Source organism: Arthrobacter sp. YA7-1 (genome assembly GCF_025960325.1).
In the GTDB taxonomy this organism is placed as follows: Bacteria; Actinomycetota; Actinomycetes; order Actinomycetales; family Micrococcaceae; genus Arthrobacter; species Arthrobacter bambusae_A.
In genome coordinates this window covers 2,811,334-2,828,652 of the sequence record NZ_CP110114.1, presented here as the reverse complement: position 1 = coordinate 2,828,652, position 17,319 = coordinate 2,811,334, and the positions used below count along the sequence as shown (strand labels likewise).

Here is a 17,319-nt window from a genome sequence, read left to right as displayed (position 1 = left end):
CAAGGATCCTGATGACGCTCTTTCCGGGCCAAAGCCTCGCCGACGCCGTCCGCGAGGCAACAACCATCCTGTCCGACGCCGGAGTCCCCACTCCGCGCGTGGACGCGGAACTTCTAGCGGAACATCTCCTGGGTGTCGGCCTCGGGCGGCTACGCGCCATGTTGCTCGGTGACACCGCAGCTCCGGAAGGGTACGCGGACCTGGTGGCCGAACGGGCACAGCGCGTTCCGCTCCAGCACATCACCGGCGTCGCGCATTTCCGTTACCTCACGCTTGCCGTGGGTCCGGGCGTGTTCATTCCGCGGCCCGAAACGGAATCCGTGGTCCAGCTGGTCATCGACCACCTCCAGGGTCTCCGGCACCCCAAAGTGGTTGATCTTGGCACCGGGTCGGGTGCCATTGCCGGTTCGATTGCCCACGAAGTGCCCGGAGCCGAGGTCCACGCCGTCGAATTCAGCACCTTCGCCCACGCGTGGGCCACCAAGAACCTGAAGCCGCTCGGGGTGAAGCTCGTGCAGGGCGACCTCCGCAATGCCTTGCCCGAACACGACGGAACGTTCGACGTCGTCGTTTCCAATCCGCCCTACATCCCGGCTGAAGCCGTTCCGAACGAACCCGAAGTGGCGCTGCACGATCCGCCCGAGGCGCTGTACGGCGGGGGAGCGGACGGAATGGATCTCCCGACGGCGGCTGCGGCCTCGGCTGCCCGGCTCCTCAAGGACGGCGGCTTCTTCGTGATGGAGCACGCTGAGGTGCAGGCAGGGTGGATTTCCGAACACCTGAAGTCGGCCGGCTGCTGGACCCAGGTCACCACCCACCTCGATCTCAACGGCAAGGAACGTGCCACGAGCGCAGTGTTGGCAATCGCTGCCTCCGGGAAATGAAAGAATAACGCTGTGACCACAAGCTACAACTGCACGTCAGAGGAACAACGCGCCGAAGGCCTGGAGCATGCGCAGCGCGCCATCAGCGAGAAAAAGTGTGTCGTCATGCCGACGGACACCGTCTACGGCATTGCCGCCGACGCGTTCTCGCCGCAAGCCGTGACCATGCTGCTTGTCTCAAAGGGCCGCGGCCGCCATATGCCGCCCCCGGTGCTGATCCCGCGGATCAATGCGCTCGACGGGCTGGCGACCGATGTATCGGAAGAAGCCCGGAAACTGGCGGAAGCCTTTTGGCCCGGCGGCCTGACGCTGATCTTCCACGCCCAGCCGTCCTTGGACTGGGACCTGGGGGAGACCCGCGGAACCGTCGCTCTTCGCATGCCGGACGACGCGATTGCGCTTGAACTGCTCAACCGCACCGGGCCGCTGGCAGTGTCCTCGGCCAATCGCACCGGCCAGGCGGCCGCGCAGACAGCAGCCGAGGCAAGGACCCAGCTTGCCGAGTCGGTCGAGGTGTACCTTGAGGGCGGATTCCGGCCGGTCGAAGGAACCGAGTCCGTGCCGTCCACGATCGTCGACGCCACCGCCTTGCCGCTCCGCGTAGTGCGCGATGGTGCCATTTCCCTGGAACGCCTCCGCGAAGTCGTGCCCGGAGTGCTGGCCCTCGGGGAAACCGCGCCGGAATCTGAACCGGAGCCGGAAACCGCGCCTGAGGCCGCCGTGCAGCAGGAGACGGCGCCTGAGACGGCGCCGGATGCGCAAGCTGAGACCCCTGCGCCTGAGACCCCTGTTCAAGCCGAGACCCCTGTTTCTGGCGAAAATGCTGTCCACACGGAGACCAGGGCCGAATGAGCCTGGTCCGGGATCGTGTTCCCCTTCTGGACGTAGACGTCACCGCCTTGTGCGCCGACGAACTTATCGAGGCCATCAGCGGGTACGTTTCGGACGGCACCACCAAGGTTGTCCTCGGACACAATCTCCACAGCGTCACGTTGTTTCATTCGAGTCCGGACTTCCGTCGTCTGTATGAACGCAGCGATGTGGTGCTCATGGATGGCGCGCCGGTCGCGATGCTTTGGGGACTTGGGCACCGCGGAGGTTCACGTGACGATGCTGCCGGGTTGATGGAATACCGTTTGGGTTCCACTGACTGGGTGCCGGCGCTCGGCCGCGTCGATGGACTGCGCCGGATCGCCGTCGTCGGCGCTGGTCCCGAAGCCAACAGCAAGACAGTGGAACGCCTCCGCGACATCGTGCCCGGCGCCGTGGTATCCGGGCGCCCCGGGGAGAATTGGAACGATGCCGGCGAAGAGGCCGCCGTCGCCTGGTTGACGGAATTCCGCCCCCAGCTCGTCCTTCTTGGCCTGGGAATGCCGCTGCAGGAATCGGTCCTCCACCGGCGCCTGGACGAGCTTCCCCCTGCCGTCTACTGCACAGTCGGCGGCGCTATCGAGCAGCTGGCCGGCCTCCAGAAGCTCGCTCCACGCTGGCTGGGCCGCCTCGGGCTTGAATGGGCATGGCGACTTGCCCTGCACCCGGGACGCGTCGCCTACCGGGTCTTCGGCGAGCCGTGGGTGCTCCTCGGCCTGCTGGTACGCCGTCGGCTTTCCTCCAAGAACCGCGAGGCCGGAACACCACGCCCTTAGAACTTCTGGTCCTCCAGCGGACCGAAGCCTTTGTCCCGCAAACCCGCGGAGAACGCCCGGAACCACTCAGCGAGCCCGCGGAAGTCACCTCGGGGCAGGAAATAGCCCAGGTAGCCCCCGACGTCGGCCACCATCGACTTCCCGCGACGGTAGCGGCGGATCAAGTAACCCCGGTTGCGGTAGTAGAAGTACCGCTTGAACGCTGAATCGGGCACGATCACATGCCAGCGGGCGCCGAAGACGTGCTTTGTCTCGGAAAACGCGTGCGGGTGGGTGATCCATGCCGTAGCGACCGTGCCGAAGCGTATCCCGGCTTTCCTGAGGCGGATCATGAAGTCCACCTCGTCGCCGCGGATGAACAGCCGGATATCCGGCACTCCCACCTTGAAGAAGACGTTCGAACGGATGAGCGCCCCGTTGAAGAAGTGCCCGACGTCGGGCAGGAACCCCGCCTTTTCGACTTCGGCTCGGTCGTGGGTCACCTTGCCGTCAATCCGGAAGAAGAACGAGAGCTTGTCCGGATGCCCGGGAGCGACGACGAGCGGGACAACGGCATCCAGTCCGCGGGCCTCCGCTTCGCGAACGAGGGTTTCGAGGCATGCGGGATCGCCGGGCTCGGCGTCATCGTCCATGATCCAGACCCATTCGGCACCGCTGGCCACCGCCTTGAGGATCGCGAGGGCGAAGCCGCCCGCCCCGCCCAGGTTCGCCTCCGAGCGGACGTAGTCCACCTTCGGATGGCTCGACGCGAGCTCCCGAGAAGGGGTGGTTCCGCTGTCCACGAGGCAAATCGTGTCCACGGGCATGGACTGTTTGTTGATAGCGTCGAGCAGGACTGCTAGCTCTCCGGGGCGGTCAAAAGTCACAGCCGCAACGGCAACGGAGACAGTCATGTAGGGTTCCTTCCGGGCAGTGGCGGGGAGGTCTTCCCGGCTCGCCCTAGGGGCGCGTGAAACGGAGCAAAGCCGCCGTTGCCGCTAGTATCTTGACAGAGTCCAACTGTAGTACAGCAATATTCGGCGGTGCGCAGAGGTGTTGCGGGTGTTGTGCCGGCAGCTAGTCGCCAGGGACAAATTCCACCACCACCGCCAACAGGAGCCGCCACGTGATCATGTATTCGCTCATGATGCTCACGGCTGCCGTCGTGTCGTATCTCGCTACGTGGGTAGCCCGCCAGATGGGTAACAAACTCCGGCTCTTTGCCCCCATCCGCAGCCGGGACATGCATTCAGTCCCGATTTCCAGGCTTGGTGGCCTGGGACTCTTCGCGGGCTTTGCCATCGCCCTCGTGGTGGCCAGCAATTCGTTCTTCGTGAAGGACATCTTCCACGGGAACAGTGCACCGTGGGGGATCCTGGCAGGTGCCCTGGTGATCGTCGCGGTCGGTGTTGCCGACGACGTGATGGACATCCGCTGGTGGGTCAAGCTGATCGGCCAATGCACGGCGGCGACGATCGTTGCGGTCTGGGGCGTGCAGATGTCCGTGGTTCCCTTTGTTCCGGAGCCCATACGGATCGAAGCGGAACCGCTGCGGATCGTCCTGACCGCACTCGCGATTGTGACCACGATGAACGCGGTCAACTTCATCGACGGACTTGACGGCCTGGCTGCCGGAGTTGCAGCCATTGGCGGCGCTGCTTTCTTCCTGACGGCGTACTGGGTCCACCGCAATGCCACGCTTACCGACCGCTCGGACCTGGCCGCGCTGCTGATGGCCATCACGGTGGGTTGTTGCATCGGGTTCCTGCCGCATAACTGGTTCCCGGCCAAAATCTTCATGGGCGACTCCGGCGCCATGCTCCTGGGCCTCGTGATGGCTTCGGCCGGTGTCGTTTCCACGGGCCAGATCAGCTCAGGGCTTTACGACCGCGCCAACGGTATTCCAACCATCGTGCCCATCCTGTTGCCGTTCGCGATCCTGTCGCTACCGTTGCTGGACCTCGGCCTTGCGGTGTTGCGGCGAACGGCACGTGGCCAATCGCCTTGGTCGGCGGACCGGGGACACTTGCACCACAAGCTCATCGAACTCGGCCACACCCACCGCACGGCGGTGCTGATGATGTACGTGTGGACCTGCATTCTGGCGTTTGGAGGCCTTGCCTTTGCCATCTTCCCGTGGCAGATGGTCCTCACGGTCGACATCGTCGCCGCGCTCATCATGGCCGCAGTGACGGCATGGCCGTACTTTGCCCGCAAAGGGCGCGCCGCCCGGTAGACGGTGTGTGACAATGGCGTTAACATCACAGTTCTATCTCATGTAGAATTCTAGGGCGGACAGTCACTCGCCCGCGCACCCACCCTTTTTGAGAATTCGGCATTTTTGCCACGACGATTGGCATCCCCATGACCTCCAACGCCGGCGGACAGCAGTCCGACTCGAGCGGCGTTGCTGCCCCCCGCTCCACGTCCTCGCTGTGGCTGCGGCTTCTTTTCCTCAGCTCGACGACGGCGGTAGCGGCCCTCGCGGCGACGTCCGTTGTCGCGGTGGTCATGAACGGTGGCGTAGGCGTGCTTTCCGCTGTATTCGGCGGGGCGCTGGTGATGGCCTTTTTTGCCATCAGCCTCCTGATCGGCCACTTCGTCGGGCGGGATAACCCTTCCGGCGCGGTCGGCCTCTTCGTTGCCAGCTACTTTGTCAAGGTCGTCGGCTTCGCGGTGGTGCTGTTCGTCTTGGGCGCCCCCGCATGGCTGCACGGACGCTGGTTCGTGATTGGCGCCGTCGTCACGGTTGTCTCGTGGCAAGCCGCCGAAATCTACGGCTTCAGCAAGGCCCGGCTCCAGATCTACAACGACCCCGCAGCAGGCAAAGGGGGCGACGATGTTCACTCCTAGGAACAAGCGACGCTCCACCACACTCAACGCCGCAAAACCCGGCGATTCCGCTGGGCAAGCGAGCGACGGAAACGACGGCGGATACAACGCCGGCATTGCCGTCTTCAGCTACATTGTTGGCGGAATCATAGTCTGGAGTTTGATAGGCTGGGGTCTGGATAATCTGTGGGGGACTCGCTGGATTGTGCTCCTTGGCGCTCTGCTTGGAGCCGCAGGAGGGTTCTATCTTTCCCATATGCACGGCCTCACCAGTCATCGCTCGTCTTCCGGTGAGAGCAAAGCAGACAGTGGTCCGTCCCAGGACGGGAACAGTAATGCCAAATAATTTCACACGGGAAATGGCTGCAGGAAACGCGGCCGGATCCTCAACAACGCCCAATGATGGACACTGCAGAGAGGAAACGCGTTGATCGCGCTTGCGCTCCCGGCCCAGGATTCAGGGACCTTCACTCCTCCCGGAATCGACCAAATGCACCTGCCGGCTATCCTGCCGTGGGGTGCGAGCGATGGCTTCTCCAAGCAGATGTTGCTGGTGATCCTGTCGGTCGTCCTTATCGCTTCATTCTTTATCGCCGCTGCACGCAAGCAGCAGCTGGTTCCCGGCAAGTTGCAGTTCGCAGGCGAGATGGCCTACGGCTTCGTCCGCAACAGCATCGCCAAGGACATCATCGGCGGCCGCGACTTCATGAAGTACGTACCGCTCCTGTTCACCTTGTTCTTCTTCATCCTGGTGAACAACATCTACGGCGCAATTCCCGTGATCCAGCTTCCGAGCTTCTCGCACGTCGGCGGGGCCTATGTGCTGGCCGCGGTCGTATACGTCACCTGGATCGGCATCGGCATCAAGAAGAACGGCCTGAAGTACTTCAAGCTGGCCACCGTTCCTTCGGGCGTCCCGTGGTTCATCCTGCCGATCGTCGTACCGATCGAAATCATCTCCAACTTCCTGGTCCGCCCGGTCACCCACAGCCTCCGTCTCTTCGCGACCATGATGGCAGGGCACCTCATTGTCATGATCGCCGGCTCGGGTATCGAGTTCCTCGTCATGCAGGAAAACGTGCTTCTCAAGGGCGCGTCTGTGCTCGTGCTCGTTGGCGCCGTCGCCATGTACATGCTCGAAGCCCTGATCATGGTGCTGCAGGCATACGTCTTCACCCTTCTGACTGCGATCTACATCGAAGGCGCACTCCACGCCGACAGCCACTAGGCACAACCCTCAATCTTCCCCTCCGGGGGTTGAAGCAAACCAAACAACCTGCCGCGACTGCGGCATCTTGAAAGGAATACAATGAACGGCGACATCAACGGCTCCCTCAACCTCATTGGCTACGGTCTCTCCGCCATCGGCGGTGGTATCGGTGTGGGTCTCGTATTTGCTGCTTACATCAACGGTGTTGCACGTCAGCCGGAAGCCCAGCGCGTGCTCCAGCCGATCGCGTTCCTTGGTCTGGCTCTGACGGAAGCCCTCGCCATCCTCGGCCTGGTCTTCGCTTTCGTTCTCAAGTAAACCGCTAAGAACCAAGCGAACATTCAGAACCGAGTAGATAAGGACGGGTGAAACATGAATCAGCAGATCATCTCAGCCGCCGCTCAAGGTGCCGCCGAGTCGGCTAATCCGCTCGTTCCCAACGTCTGGGAAATGGGCGTCGTCTTCGCCGGCTTCGTGGTCCTCTTGTACATCGTGGTCAAGTTTGTTGTCCCGATGTTCGAGAAGACCTTTGCCGAGCGCGCAGAGGCGATTGAGGGCGGCATTGCCAAGGCTGAAAAGGCCCAGGCTGAAGCTTCTGCAGCTCTCGAAGAGTACAAGCAGCAGCTCCACGACGCCCGCGCCGAGGCCAACCGCATCCGCGAAGAAGCTCGAGCCGAAGGTGCCCAGATCCTCGCGGAGCTGAAGACCAAGGCAGCAGCCGAGTCGGCTCGCATCACCGAGCAGGCATACGCCCAGATCGAATCCGAGCGTCAGGCAGCTGTTGTCTCCCTGCGTTCCGAGGTGGGCACCCTGGCCACGACATTGGCAGAGCGCATCGTTGGCGAATCGCTCAGCGATGACGAGCGTGCCGCCCGCGTGGTGGACCGCTTCCTCGCAGATCTGGAGACCCAGAGCGCAGGTGCAGCTAAGTAATGGCAGGTGTATCGAGCGAATCGCTGACCAAGGCGCTGGAGCAGTTGGAAGCCACGCTTCCGACCGCCTCGCTGCAGTTGGCTAAGGACCTCTTCGGAATCCTGGGAACGGTGGACAGCTCGGCTGGCTTGCGCCGCGCCCTGACTGACCCCTCCCGCAGCGGAGAAGAAAAGTCGGCGCTGGTCAAGCAGCTGGTTGGCGGGAAAGTCTCCGCTGATGCTGCGGAAATCGCGAGTGGACTGGCCAGCTTGCGCTGGGCATCGGCACGCGATATCGGCGATGCACTCGAGACTCTTGCCGCCACGGTGGTCATTGCCGTGGCTGAAAACAAGTCGGCCGTTTCTGCCTCCGGAATCACGGGGCTGGAAGAGCTGGAAAACGATCTGTTTGCTTTCAACCAGATGGTTGCTTCCAGCCACGAGGTACAACGTGCTCTGGGAGAGTCGCAGGCAAGTGCTGCGGCCAAGATCGGTCTGGCGGAGAAGCTGGTTCCTGGTGCAAGCCCGGAAGCCCAGCTCCTCATCGGCCAGGCTGTGTCGCAGCCGCGCGGCGTCAAGCCGAGCAAGCTCATCGACAACTTCGCCAAGCTTGCAGCCAAGCGCCAGCAGCGCTGGATCGCAACTGTCCGCGTTACCCGTCCGTTGACGGATGCGCAGGCCAGCCGTCTGCAGGGCGGGCTTAATGCCCTCTACGGCCGCGAGCTGAAGGTCAACGTCAGCGTTGATCCGACTCTGATCGGTGGAATCCGGGTCCAGGTGGGAGACGAAGTGCTTGATGCTTCCGTTGTAGCCCGCCTGTCCGAGCTCCGCCGGCAACTCGCCGGCTAGCCGGAAAAGCACAACTTAACTGATACAAAACCCGGTCATCGTGAGCAACGATGATCACGAAAACAGGAGAGCAGGGACTGCAGATGGCCGAATTGACCATCAACGCCGACGACGTCCGTAATGCGTTGAACGAGTTCGCGGCGTCCTACGAACCCGGAAACGCAGAGCGCGTAGAGGTCGGCCGCGTGACCGCCGCAAGTGACGGCATCGCCCGTGTTGAGGGCCTTCCCTCGGTCATGGCGAACGAGCTGCTTCGCTTCGAAGACGGCACCCTGGGCTTGGCCCAGAACCTCGACGTCCGCGAAATCGGCGTCATCATTCTCGGTGACTTCACCGGCATCGAAGAAGGCCAGGAAGTCCACCGCACCGGTGAAATCCTGTCCGTCCCGGTAGGCGACGCCTTCCTGGGCCGTGTAGTTGACCCGCTGGGCCAGCCGATCGACGACCTCGGCGAGATCAAGGCCGAGACCACCCGTGCACTGGAACTCCAGGCTCCTGGCGTAACCCAGCGCAAGTCGGTCCACGAGCCCATGCAGACCGGTCTCAAGGCTATCGACGCCATGATTCCGATCGGCCGTGGCCAGCGCCAGCTGATCATCGGTGACCGCCAGACCGGCAAGACCGCAATCGCCGTGGACACCATCATCAACCAGAAGGCCAACTGGGCTTCCGGGGATGTCACCAAGCAGGTGCGCTGCGTTTACGTCGGCGTCGGCCAGAAGGCTTCCACCATCGCTGCTGTCCGCCAGACCCTTGAAGACCACGGCGCGCTGGAATACACCACCATCGTGGCTTCTCCGGCATCCGACCCGGCCGGCTTCAAGTACTTGGCTCCGTACGCCGGCTCGGCCATCGGCCAGCACTGGATGTACGGCGGCAAGCACGTCCTGGTGATCTTCGACGACCTGTCGAAGCAAGCCGAGGCCTACCGTGCAGTGTCCCTGCTGCTCCGCCGCCCGCCGGGACGCGAAGCGTACCCGGGTGACGTTTTCTACTTGCACTCCCGCCTCCTGGAGCGTTGTGCCAAGCTCTCCGACGAGCTGGGCGCAGGCTCGATGACCGGTCTTCCGATCGTCGAAACCAAGGCAAACGACGTCTCGGCCTACATTCCGACCAACGTCATCTCCATCACCGATGGCCAGATCTTCCTTCAGTCGGACCTCTTCAACGCCAACCAGCGCCCCGCTGTTGACGTCGGCGTGTCCGTGTCCCGTGTCGGTGGTGCGGCACAGGTGAAGTCCATGAAGAAGGTCTCCGGTACCTTGAAGCTGGACCTGGCCCAGTACCGCGACATGCAGGCGTTCGCGATGTTCGCGTCCGACCTGGATGCCGCTTCACGCCAGCAGCTGACCCGTGGCGCCCGCCTGATGGAACTGCTCAAGCAGGGCCAGTACTCGCCGTTCCCGGTCGAGGACCAGGTTGTATCCATCTGGGCCGGTACGAAGGGCTACTTGGACGATGTTCCGGTTGAGGATGTCAGCCGTTTCGAGTCCGAGTTCCTGGAGCACCTCAAGCACAAGTCCTCCATCCTGACCACGCTGGCGCAGACCAACGTCCTGGACGACGACACCGCTGAAGCGCTGAAGTCCTCGATCATCGACTTCAAGAAGGGCTTCTTCGGAGAAGGCGACAACCGTCTGGTTGGCGCCGGCCACGAAGAGCACGAAGCGATTTCCGGTGGCGAAGTCGACCAGGAAAAGATCGTCAAGCAGAAGCGCTAGAGCATTGGTTCCCGGGCCTGCGGTATCCGCAGGCCCGGGGCCTTCGCCAAAGCCTTAGCCGCTGATCCATCGGGATCTTAGGAAAGGAAATGTATGGGAGCCCAGATCCGGGTCTACCGCCAGAAGATCAGCTCGACGACGTCGATGCGCAAGATCTTCAAGGCGATGGAACTGATCGCTACCTCGCGCATCGGTAAGGCCCGCGCCCGCGTTGCAGCTTCGACGCCCTACGCAAACGCGATTACCCGTGCTGTTTCTGCTGTCGCAAGCCAGAGCGAAATCGATCACCCGCTAGTCACCGAGCCGGAGCAGATCCGCCGCGCCGCAGTCCTGGTCATCACTTCGGACCGTGGCTTGGCTGGTTCTTACTCCGCAAGCGTGCTCAAGAAGGCCGAAGGCCTCAACGAGCTTCTCCGGGCAGAGGGCAAGGAAGTCAAGACCTACCTGGTTGGCCGCAAGGCGCAGGCATATTTCGACTTCCGCAGCCGTTCGTACTCCCGCGTGTGGACCGGCGGAACCGACGCACCGGAATTCGAGACTGCCAAGGAAGTCGGCGCCGCTCTTCTCGAAGAGTTCGCCAACGACTTCGCCGAGGGTGGCGTGGATGAGATCCACGTCGTTTACACCCGCTTCAAGTCGATGGTGACGCAGGAACCCACGGTTGTCCGTTTGCTGCCGCTCGAAGTTGAAGAGCAGGCGGTCACTGAGTCCGAGCTTCTGCCGCTGTACGAGTTCGAACCGGAATCGGAGCAGGTGCTTGACGCACTGCTTCCGCGTTACATCGAGTCCCGCATCTTCGCAGCAATGCTGCAGGCAGCAGCTTCCGAGCTCGCCGCCCGCCAGCGCGCCATGAAGTCGGCAGGCGACAACGCGACCGAATTGATCAAGAAGTACACGCGTCTGCGCAACACGGCCCGCCAGGCTGAGATCACGCAGGAGCTTTCCGAAATCGTGGCCGGCGCCGACGCCCTGAACGCGTAGTTGCCGGTGCATGGTTCGGCGCAAGCCACACCTGCACCAAATAGATAAACTTAACCCCACGCCATCTACTGAGTGAAGTGAGAGAGATGACTGCCACCGCTACCGAGCACGCAGCCGCAACGGCCGGCGCCACCGGCCGCATTGCCCGCGTCATCGGCCCGGTTGTCGACGTCGAATTTCCGGCTGACGCAATCCCGTCGATCTACAACGCACTCACCACCGAGGTAACCCTCAACGGTGAGACCAAGACCATCACGTTCGAGACCTCCCAGCACCTGGGTGACAACCTCGTCCGTGCCATCTCCCTGCAGGCTACCGACGGACTTGTCCGCGGTACCTCCGTGCAGGACTCCGGCTCCCCGATCTCCGTGCCTGTCGGCGACGGCGTCAAGGGCCACATCTTCAACGTTCTCGGCAAGCCGCTGGACGTCGAAGAGTCCGAGATCAACGCTGACGCTTACTGGCCGATCCACCGCAAGGCTCCGTCCTTCGCGTCCCTCGAGGGCTCCACGGAGATGCTCGAGACCGGCATCAAGGTCATCGACCTCCTCACCCCGTACATCAAGGGTGGAAAGATCGGCCTGTTCGGTGGCGCCGGTGTCGGCAAGACCGTTCTGATCCAGGAAATGATCACCCGTGTGGCCCGCAACTTCGGTGGTACTTCGGTATTCGCCGGTGTTGGCGAGCGTACTCGTGAAGGCAACGACCTCTGGGTTGAAATGGAAGAGGCAGGCGTCCTCAAGGACACCGCCCTTGTTTTCGGCCAGATGGACGAACCGCCGGGAACGCGTCTGCGCGTGGCACTGTCGGCGCTGACTATGGCGGAATACTTCCGCGATGTGCAGAACCAGGACGTGCTGCTCTTCATCGACAACATCTTCCGCTTCACCCAGGCCGGTTCCGAGGTCTCCACACTGCTCGGCCGCATGCCGTCCGCTGTTGGTTACCAGCCGAACCTCGCCGACGAGATGGGCCTCCTCCAGGAGCGCATCACCTCGACCAAGGGCCACTCGATCACGTCGATGCAGGCCATCTACGTGCCTGCTGATGACTACACCGACCCGGCTCCGGCAACGACCTTCGCACACCTCGACGCGACCACGGAACTTTCCCGTGAAATCGCCTCCCGTGGTCTGTACCCGGCTGTTGACCCGCTGACGTCGACGTCCCGCATCCTGGACCCGCAGTACATCGGCAAGGACCACTACAACACGGCTGTCCGCGTGAAGCAGATCCTGCAGAAGAACAAGGAACTCCAGGACATCATCGCCATCCTCGGCGTTGACGAACTGTCCGAAGAAGACAAGATCGTCGTGTCGCGTGCACGCCGCATCCAGCAGTTCCTGTCCCAGAACACCTACACCGCCAAGCAGTTCACCGGCGTCGAGGGCTCCACCGTCTCCATCAAGGACACTGTGGAAGGCTTCACGGCGATTTGCGACGGCGAGCTTGACCACATCGCAGAGCAGGCGTTCTTCAACGTCGGTGGCCTGGATGACGTCGAGCGCCAGTGGGCCAAGATCCAGGAACAGACCAAGTAGTATGGCTGAGCTCGAGGTTGAGATTGTCGCAGCGGACCACTTCGTGTGGTCCGGTGCGGCCAAGATGGTCAAGGCCCGCACCAGCGATGGTGAAATCGGGATCCTGCCGGGCCACTCGCCGCTCCTCGCCATTCTGGCCGCGGGCGAGCTGGCCATCGAGCCGGTTACCGGAGACCGCCTGGCAGTAGTTGTGGACGGCGGATTCTTCTCCGTCGACAACAACCGCGTGGTGATCGTCGCTGACAACGCCCAGTTGGGCGATTCAGCTACTGCGGGGATCCGATAGCAAGACCTTGATGGACGATTCTGCTCTTCCGTTCATCGCCTTGGCAACGGCGTTTGCGTTGCTGATCTTTACACTGTGCCTCGTCGGGGTGCGCCGCTTCAATTTGCGGCGCGCCCTGGGCACGGTCGACGCCTCCATTTGCACGGCTGGAAACAGCTGGCGGATGGGGGTTTGTCGTTATCAGGACTCGGAGCTTGAGTGGTTCCGCCTGCTGTCCCTCAGCTTCCGTCCCAAACACAGCTTCCGCCGCAGTTCCTTGGAGCTCCTTGGCCGGCGGAAGCCAACGGAGGAAGAACTGACGAGGCTCCAACCCGACGTCGTCGTCGTCGAACTCCAACATGAAGGCCAGCGGTTCATGCTGGCCATGAGATTTGATGCCTACGCCGGGCTGTCGTCCTGGCTCGAGGCCGGCCCTGTGGTGGGCGTCGGCACCTGGCGCTGAGGCCAGTGGACTTCCTCTACAACGTGAGGCTTGTTGACGGTCCGTTCTACTGGACCGTCGTTGGTGCCGGAGTTGCCGGGAGTGTCTTCCTCCTCCTGCGACGGGACCGGCGCTGGTTGCTTTCCATCGTCCTTTCGCTTGCCGCGGCGAGCGGAGTTGTCGCCGTCATCCACTGGCTGCTCGTCAATGTCCTGACCGTGTTCCCCGAGGACCTCCCCATCGATGTCCTCTTGTGGTCGACGGTTGCTTTCTCTGCGTTGGCCCTTTTCCTTTTCCGGCTCCGTGGTTCCTCGTGGCGCGGCAGGAGCGCCGCAGGGATTTCGTTCGCCTCCGTGCTGCTCCTCTCCGCGCTTCAGATCAACAGCTACTTCGGACTCAACCACACGGCTGCCGATCTCTTCGGCCACTACGTGGGACGGATCCCCGAGCTTGAGGCAGGATTCAAAAGGGGTGTTTCCGGTAACACCCCGGTGGCTGCGCTGGAGGGAGGTATTGTCCGCAGGGCGTCGATTCCCGGAATTGAATCCGGATTCACGGCCAAGGACGCTTTCATCTACCTGCCGCCGGCCTACCTGGCTACCAACCGCAGCCAGCTACCCGTCCTGGTTCTCTTTGCCGGCCAACCGGGAAGACCCGCCGATTGGCTGACGGGCGGACTGCTGGAGCAGAACATGAATTCCTTCGCCGCACGGCACGGAGGCGTGGCACCCGTCGTCGTGGTTGTCGATCCAAACGGTTCCGATACCGCAAACACCATGTGCATGGATAGCCGGATCGCACGTGCCGACACCTACCTCGCGATCGATGTTCCGCGCTGGATCAACTCGACGCTCGAGGTTTCCGCCGATCCAAGAAAGTGGGCCGTCGGAGGGTTTTCTTTCGGTGCAACCTGCGCCGTGCAAATGACCACGCTGCATCCTGAGACCTACCCTTCCTTCATCGCCTTCTCGGGAGAGCGGGAGCCTTCGCTTGGTCCTGACCGCGGGCGGACCATCCAGACCGCATTCGGCGGCGACGCTGCAGCCTTCGACGCCCTGACGCCGTTGACCTTGATGAAGCAACGTAGCTATGACGGCCATGCCGGCTACTTCGCCGTCGGGGCCGCGGACAGCGAATTCGTCCGTTTCGCCCGCGAGCTGGCGGCGGCCGCACGCATGTCCGGGTTCGACGTCAGGCACGCTTCGGTTCCCGGAGCCGGACACTCGTGGGCCGTGGCCGTTCAAGAGCTTCCCTCGGCGATGGAATTCCTGGCCCCTCGATGGGGACTCGTTCAATGAGCACCCAGGAAGCCCAGTTGTCCAAAGAACAGGCGCCTGACTCCGAAGATGCCAGGCCCGCCCGGAAGATGGTGGCAGTCCTCGCCCGGGCCATGCTGGGCAACGTGGCTGCCCACATCGGCGCGATCCCCTTCACCGTGATTGTGCTCGCGCTGTACCTGCTCACTCCGGCGATCTTCGACCCCGATCTCGGCTACGGTCCGGATGCGCTGCGGCATCTCTCGAGCGTGAGCGGTGGGGGATTGAAGGCGGGGGACTGGTGGTCCATCTGGACATCCATGTTTTTCGCCGCAAACCCCTTTGACTACGTCATGAGCTCGTTGTTGTTCGTTGTGCTTTTGGGTGCTTCAGAGCGGAAGCTGGGGTGGTTCCGCACGGCCGTGGCTTTCGTTGGCGGCCAGTTTGCGACGGTCACCGCCTTTTTGCTCGTGGTCCAGTTGGCAGCCTACGCCGGCGACGGCTGGCTGGGGCGGATGATGGATGCCGGGACCTCCGGACCGCTTCCGGCAACCCTCTTGGTCTCGATGGCGGCAAGTGGCCTCCTCCCGACTCTGTGGCGTCGGCGCCTGAGGGCGACGGTCGTATCTTTGGCGCTCCTCTTGGTCCTGTATGTAGGCGATCCATCGGCTGTCATGGCCCTGACCGGAGCGCTGCTTGGACTGGGGACCGGTCTGTGGCTCCAACTCGACCACGGCATTCAACCAAGCCACCGTGCCACCAGGCGTGAAACGCGAAACCTGCTGTCGCTCATGGTGGCGATTTTCGGCGTCGGGCCGTTGGTGGCGGGCGCCGTGAGGAGCCCGGCGGGGCCGCTGGCGCTGCTCCGCGAAATGGTCCTGAACCCTGTACCGACGCTCAACCAATTGCAGGCGAACTGCGGTGGAACCGTGGATATCAGCTGCCTGGAACTCGGACGCCAGGGCTATCCCGGGCCGGCCGGCGTCGCCCTCGCAGTGGTGCCCGCGCTGCTTCTCCTGATCTGTGCGGTGGGCATGCGCCAAGGAAGGCGCTTGGCGCTGAAAATCGCCATCGGCGTGCAACTTGGCGTGGTGGCGCTGTCCTTCGCCTACCTCGTGTTGTTTGCCAGCATTCCGCATTTTCCAGGCAGGGGCCGCACCGTCGTCATGGGCTCCGCGGTGTTCCACATCCTGACCCTCGCCTTGGTTCCCCTGATCCTGGCAGTTCTGCTTTTCCTGTTCAGGGGCAATTTTGTGGTCGGCTCGAGGGCTCCGCTCCGCCGGAAGATGGCGTGGCTGGTTGGCAGTACGTGGCTCATCTTGGCGAGTGGATACACCGGGGCCTGGCTCGGCTCGGGCGGTCTGGCGCACGACGGCGGCATCCTGGGTCTCGGTGCGGAACTCGCCCGGCAGTATCTTCCCTTGCCCATACCCACGGCCTTCGGCCGCGTGTTCGCGGACCGAAGTGCCGCCGAGTCACTGCTGTTCGCGTGGTCGGGAATCATCTTCTGGCTTGTGGCACTGGCAGCGGTGTGGACGCTGCTTCTCAAACGGCAGCACGGTCCCGACGGCGATGATCCCGCTCGACTGGCGGCCAGGGATCTGGTCAAGCGGGGCGGGGAGTCGCTTTCCTGGATGGCGCTATGGGAGCCGAACAAGTTCTGGTTCACTCCCGGAAAGGACGCCGGAATTGCCTACCAGCAGCATGGAAACGTCGCACTGACCCTCGGCGGACCGTTCGGTGATCCCGCACAAGCCGCTGCCGCGACCGAGGGTTTTCTGGACTACTGCGCGCACCATGCATTGGTGCCGTGCCTCTACTCCTGCACGGAGGAATTGTGGCCGATGCTGCAATCCGCGGGATTCCGCAGAATTGCGGTCGCGCAGGAAACCCGGCTATCGATCCGCGACCTCGAATTCACGGGCAAAGCATGGCAGAACGTGCGCACGGCCAAGAACCGTGCGCTCAAGGCCGGCGTTCTGGCCCGGTGGGGGCGCTATTCGGAGTTCCCGCAGTACATTCGCTCCCAACTCAGCGAGGTGTCCGAAGAGTGGGCCGCCCGGAAAAAGGTACCCGAAATGGGCTTTACCCTGGGTTCCCTCGACGAGTTGATGGACGATGAAGTGCTGTGCTGCGTCGCCGTCGACGGCAAGGGGTTTGTCCACGGGGTCACCAGCTGGCTCCCTGTGTTTCGGGATGGCCAGGTGATCAGCTGGACATTGGACTTCATGCGGCGGCGCAGCGATGCCTTCCCCGGCCTCATGGAATTCATGATTGCCTCGGCTGTCCACCAGTTGCGGCAGGGTGTGGAGGTCATATCCCTGTCGGGCTCGCCTTTGGCGGGGGAAGCCGAGGAATTCTCCAGCGGAGAAGCCGGCATGGCGGGCATTCTGGACCTCGTCGGCAGGACCTTGGAGCCTGTTTACGGATTCCGCTCGCTGGCCCGCTTCAAATCGAGGTTTCAGCCGGAGTACCGGACTTTGTATATGTACTACCAGGACAGCCTGGAGATTCCCGCGATCGGCGCTGCCCTCAGCCGGGCATATTTGCCGGGGCTGTCCGTCCGGCAAACTGCGAGGCTTCTCCGCACCCTCGTCGCCTGAACACCAAACTTACTCGCATTTGTTGTCGTTTTGACGCGCCATAACGACAACAAATGCGAGTTAGCGGATGAGCGCCGCTGGTGCGCCGTGGGCCGGGAAAGTATGCGTCTGGCTCACCAAGACTCTGGCTCTCTCCGGGCGGCTCGGTGATCATGGAGGTGTTCGTCTCGGTGAACGCCGACCCAACTTGGTGCCTTGA

At 62.8% G+C, this 17,319-nt stretch carries 18 protein-coding genes; 17 read left to right on the top strand and 1 reads right to left on the bottom strand.

The genetic code is table 11. The features are described from left to right. The first annotated feature begins 11 nt into the window (after positions 1-11). From prmC to OIT41_RS13265, 3 genes are read left to right on the top strand one after another with little or no spacing between them, the layout of a single operon-like run. A complete protein-coding gene (gene prmC / locus OIT41_RS13275) occupies positions 12-884 on the top strand; it encodes a peptide chain release factor N(5)-glutamine methyltransferase (RefSeq protein ID WP_264636602.1) in 873 nt (290 codons plus the stop codon). 12 nt (positions 885-896) lie between these two features. After that, on the top strand, positions 897-1,736 hold the full coding sequence (locus OIT41_RS13270) for an L-threonylcarbamoyladenylate synthase (protein WP_264636601.1): 840 nt from the start codon (positions 897-899) through the stop codon (positions 1,734-1,736). Next, positions 1,733-2,530 (top strand): WecB/TagA/CpsF family glycosyltransferase, encoded by a 798-nt coding sequence (locus OIT41_RS13265; RefSeq protein ID WP_264636600.1) that lies wholly within the window; start codon positions 1,733-1,735, stop codon positions 2,528-2,530. The genes OIT41_RS13270 and OIT41_RS13265 overlap by 4 nt, the downstream gene beginning before the upstream one ends. Here OIT41_RS13265 and OIT41_RS13260 read toward each other — a convergent pair. After that, the gene (locus OIT41_RS13260) at positions 2,527-3,423 is read right to left on the bottom strand and encodes a glycosyltransferase (protein WP_078108471.1); all 897 of its coding nucleotides are present in this window, start codon (positions 3,421-3,423) and stop codon (positions 2,527-2,529) included. The genes OIT41_RS13265 and OIT41_RS13260 overlap by 4 nt on opposite strands. Positions 3,424-3,635: 212 nt before the next feature. Here OIT41_RS13260 and OIT41_RS13255 point away from each other — a divergent pair, with 212 nt between their 5' ends. The 14 genes from OIT41_RS13255 (at position 3,636) to OIT41_RS13190 (ending at position 17,120) form a co-directional block, all read left to right on the top strand. Beyond that, entirely contained in the window at positions 3,636-4,745 is a 1,110-nt protein-coding gene (locus tag OIT41_RS13255) for an MraY family glycosyltransferase (protein WP_078108472.1), read from the top strand. A gap of 128 nt (positions 4,746-4,873) precedes the next feature. Next, complete coding sequence (locus OIT41_RS13250) at positions 4,874-5,362, top strand: hypothetical protein (RefSeq protein ID WP_078108473.1); 489 nt, start codon at positions 4,874-4,876, stop codon at positions 5,360-5,362. Further along, on the top strand, positions 5,349-5,687 hold the full coding sequence (locus OIT41_RS13245) for a hypothetical protein (RefSeq protein ID WP_241707406.1): 339 nt from the start codon (positions 5,349-5,351) through the stop codon (positions 5,685-5,687). The genes OIT41_RS13250 and OIT41_RS13245 overlap by 14 nt, the downstream gene beginning before the upstream one ends. 81 nt (positions 5,688-5,768) lie before the next feature. Continuing rightward, positions 5,769-6,569 carry a F0F1 ATP synthase subunit A gene (gene atpB / locus OIT41_RS13240; RefSeq protein ID WP_078108475.1) on the top strand — a complete coding sequence of 267 codons (801 nt, stop codon included), beginning with the start codon at positions 5,769-5,771 and terminating at the stop codon, positions 6,567-6,569. 81 nt (positions 6,570-6,650) lie between these two features. Beyond that, positions 6,651-6,869: an ATP synthase F0 subunit C gene (atpE, locus tag OIT41_RS13235; RefSeq protein ID WP_028264751.1), complete on the top strand. Its 219-nt coding sequence runs from the start codon at positions 6,651-6,653 to the stop codon at positions 6,867-6,869. Between the two features lie 54 nt (positions 6,870-6,923). Then, positions 6,924-7,484 carry a F0F1 ATP synthase subunit B gene (locus OIT41_RS13230; RefSeq protein ID WP_241707407.1) on the top strand — a complete coding sequence of 187 codons (561 nt, stop codon included), beginning with the start codon at positions 6,924-6,926 and terminating at the stop codon, positions 7,482-7,484. Then, a complete protein-coding gene (locus tag OIT41_RS13225) occupies positions 7,484-8,311 on the top strand; it encodes a F0F1 ATP synthase subunit delta (protein WP_241707408.1) in 828 nt (275 codons plus the stop codon). Before OIT41_RS13230 ends, OIT41_RS13225 begins: the two co-directional genes overlap by 1 nt. Positions 8,312-8,394: 83 nt before the next feature. Next, on the top strand, positions 8,395-10,032 hold the full coding sequence (atpA, locus tag OIT41_RS13220) for a F0F1 ATP synthase subunit alpha (RefSeq protein WP_078108478.1): 1,638 nt from the start codon (positions 8,395-8,397) through the stop codon (positions 10,030-10,032). Positions 10,033-10,125: 93 nt separating this feature from the next. Continuing rightward, a complete protein-coding gene (locus OIT41_RS13215) occupies positions 10,126-11,013 on the top strand; it encodes a F0F1 ATP synthase subunit gamma (RefSeq protein ID WP_078108479.1) in 888 nt (295 codons plus the stop codon). An 86-nt stretch (positions 11,014-11,099) separates the two neighbouring features. Continuing rightward, positions 11,100-12,554 carry a F0F1 ATP synthase subunit beta gene (gene atpD / locus OIT41_RS13210; protein ID WP_078108480.1) on the top strand — a complete coding sequence of 485 codons (1,455 nt, stop codon included), beginning with the start codon at positions 11,100-11,102 and terminating at the stop codon, positions 12,552-12,554. Between the two features lies 1 nt (position 12,555). Then, positions 12,556-12,840, top strand: a complete 285-nt coding sequence (locus OIT41_RS13205) for a F0F1 ATP synthase subunit epsilon (RefSeq protein WP_059387616.1) — start codon at positions 12,556-12,558, stop codon at positions 12,838-12,840. A gap of 10 nt (positions 12,841-12,850) precedes the next feature. Beyond that, a complete protein-coding gene (locus OIT41_RS13200; RefSeq protein ID WP_078108481.1) occupies positions 12,851-13,282 on the top strand; it encodes a DUF2550 domain-containing protein in 432 nt (143 codons plus the stop codon). Between the two features lie 5 nt (positions 13,283-13,287). Further along, complete coding sequence (locus OIT41_RS13195; RefSeq protein ID WP_264636599.1) at positions 13,288-14,559, top strand: alpha/beta hydrolase; 1,272 nt, start codon at positions 13,288-13,290, stop codon at positions 14,557-14,559. A 68-nt stretch (positions 14,560-14,627) separates the two neighbouring features. After that, entirely contained in the window at positions 14,628-17,120 is a 2,493-nt protein-coding gene (locus OIT41_RS13190; RefSeq protein WP_372489621.1) for a bifunctional lysylphosphatidylglycerol flippase/synthetase MprF, read from the top strand. Positions 17,121-17,319 lie beyond the last annotated feature (199 nt).

Excerpts from the sequence above, each read along its gene's own strand:
- prmC (WP_264636602.1), top strand. The coding sequence starts at position 12 with ATGACGCTCTTTCCGGGCCAAAGCCTCGCCGACGCCGTCCGCGAGGCA.
- OIT41_RS13265 (WP_264636600.1), top strand. The coding sequence starts at position 1,733 with ATGAGCCTGGTCCGGGATCGTGTTCCCCTTCTGGACGTAGACGTCACC.
- OIT41_RS13260 (WP_078108471.1), bottom strand. The coding sequence starts at position 3,423 with ATGACTGTCTCCGTTGCCGTTGCGGCTGTGACTTTTGACCGCCCCGGA.
- OIT41_RS13250 (WP_078108473.1), top strand. The coding sequence starts at position 4,874 with ATGACCTCCAACGCCGGCGGACAGCAGTCCGACTCGAGCGGCGTTGCT.
- OIT41_RS13245 (WP_241707406.1), top strand. The coding sequence starts at position 5,349 with ATGTTCACTCCTAGGAACAAGCGACGCTCCACCACACTCAACGCCGCA.
- atpE (WP_028264751.1), top strand. The coding sequence starts at position 6,651 with ATGAACGGCGACATCAACGGCTCCCTCAACCTCATTGGCTACGGTCTC.
- OIT41_RS13230 (WP_241707407.1), top strand. The coding sequence starts at position 6,924 with ATGAATCAGCAGATCATCTCAGCCGCCGCTCAAGGTGCCGCCGAGTCG.
- OIT41_RS13225 (WP_241707408.1), top strand. The coding sequence starts at position 7,484 with ATGGCAGGTGTATCGAGCGAATCGCTGACCAAGGCGCTGGAGCAGTTG.
- atpA (WP_078108478.1), top strand. The coding sequence starts at position 8,395 with ATGGCCGAATTGACCATCAACGCCGACGACGTCCGTAATGCGTTGAAC.
- OIT41_RS13215 (WP_078108479.1), top strand. The coding sequence starts at position 10,126 with ATGGGAGCCCAGATCCGGGTCTACCGCCAGAAGATCAGCTCGACGACG.
- atpD (WP_078108480.1), top strand. The coding sequence starts at position 11,100 with ATGACTGCCACCGCTACCGAGCACGCAGCCGCAACGGCCGGCGCCACC.
- OIT41_RS13205 (WP_059387616.1), top strand. The coding sequence starts at position 12,556 with ATGGCTGAGCTCGAGGTTGAGATTGTCGCAGCGGACCACTTCGTGTGG.
- OIT41_RS13200 (WP_078108481.1), top strand. The coding sequence starts at position 12,851 with ATGGACGATTCTGCTCTTCCGTTCATCGCCTTGGCAACGGCGTTTGCG.
- OIT41_RS13190 (WP_372489621.1), top strand. The coding sequence starts at position 14,628 with ATGGTGGCAGTCCTCGCCCGGGCCATGCTGGGCAACGTGGCTGCCCAC.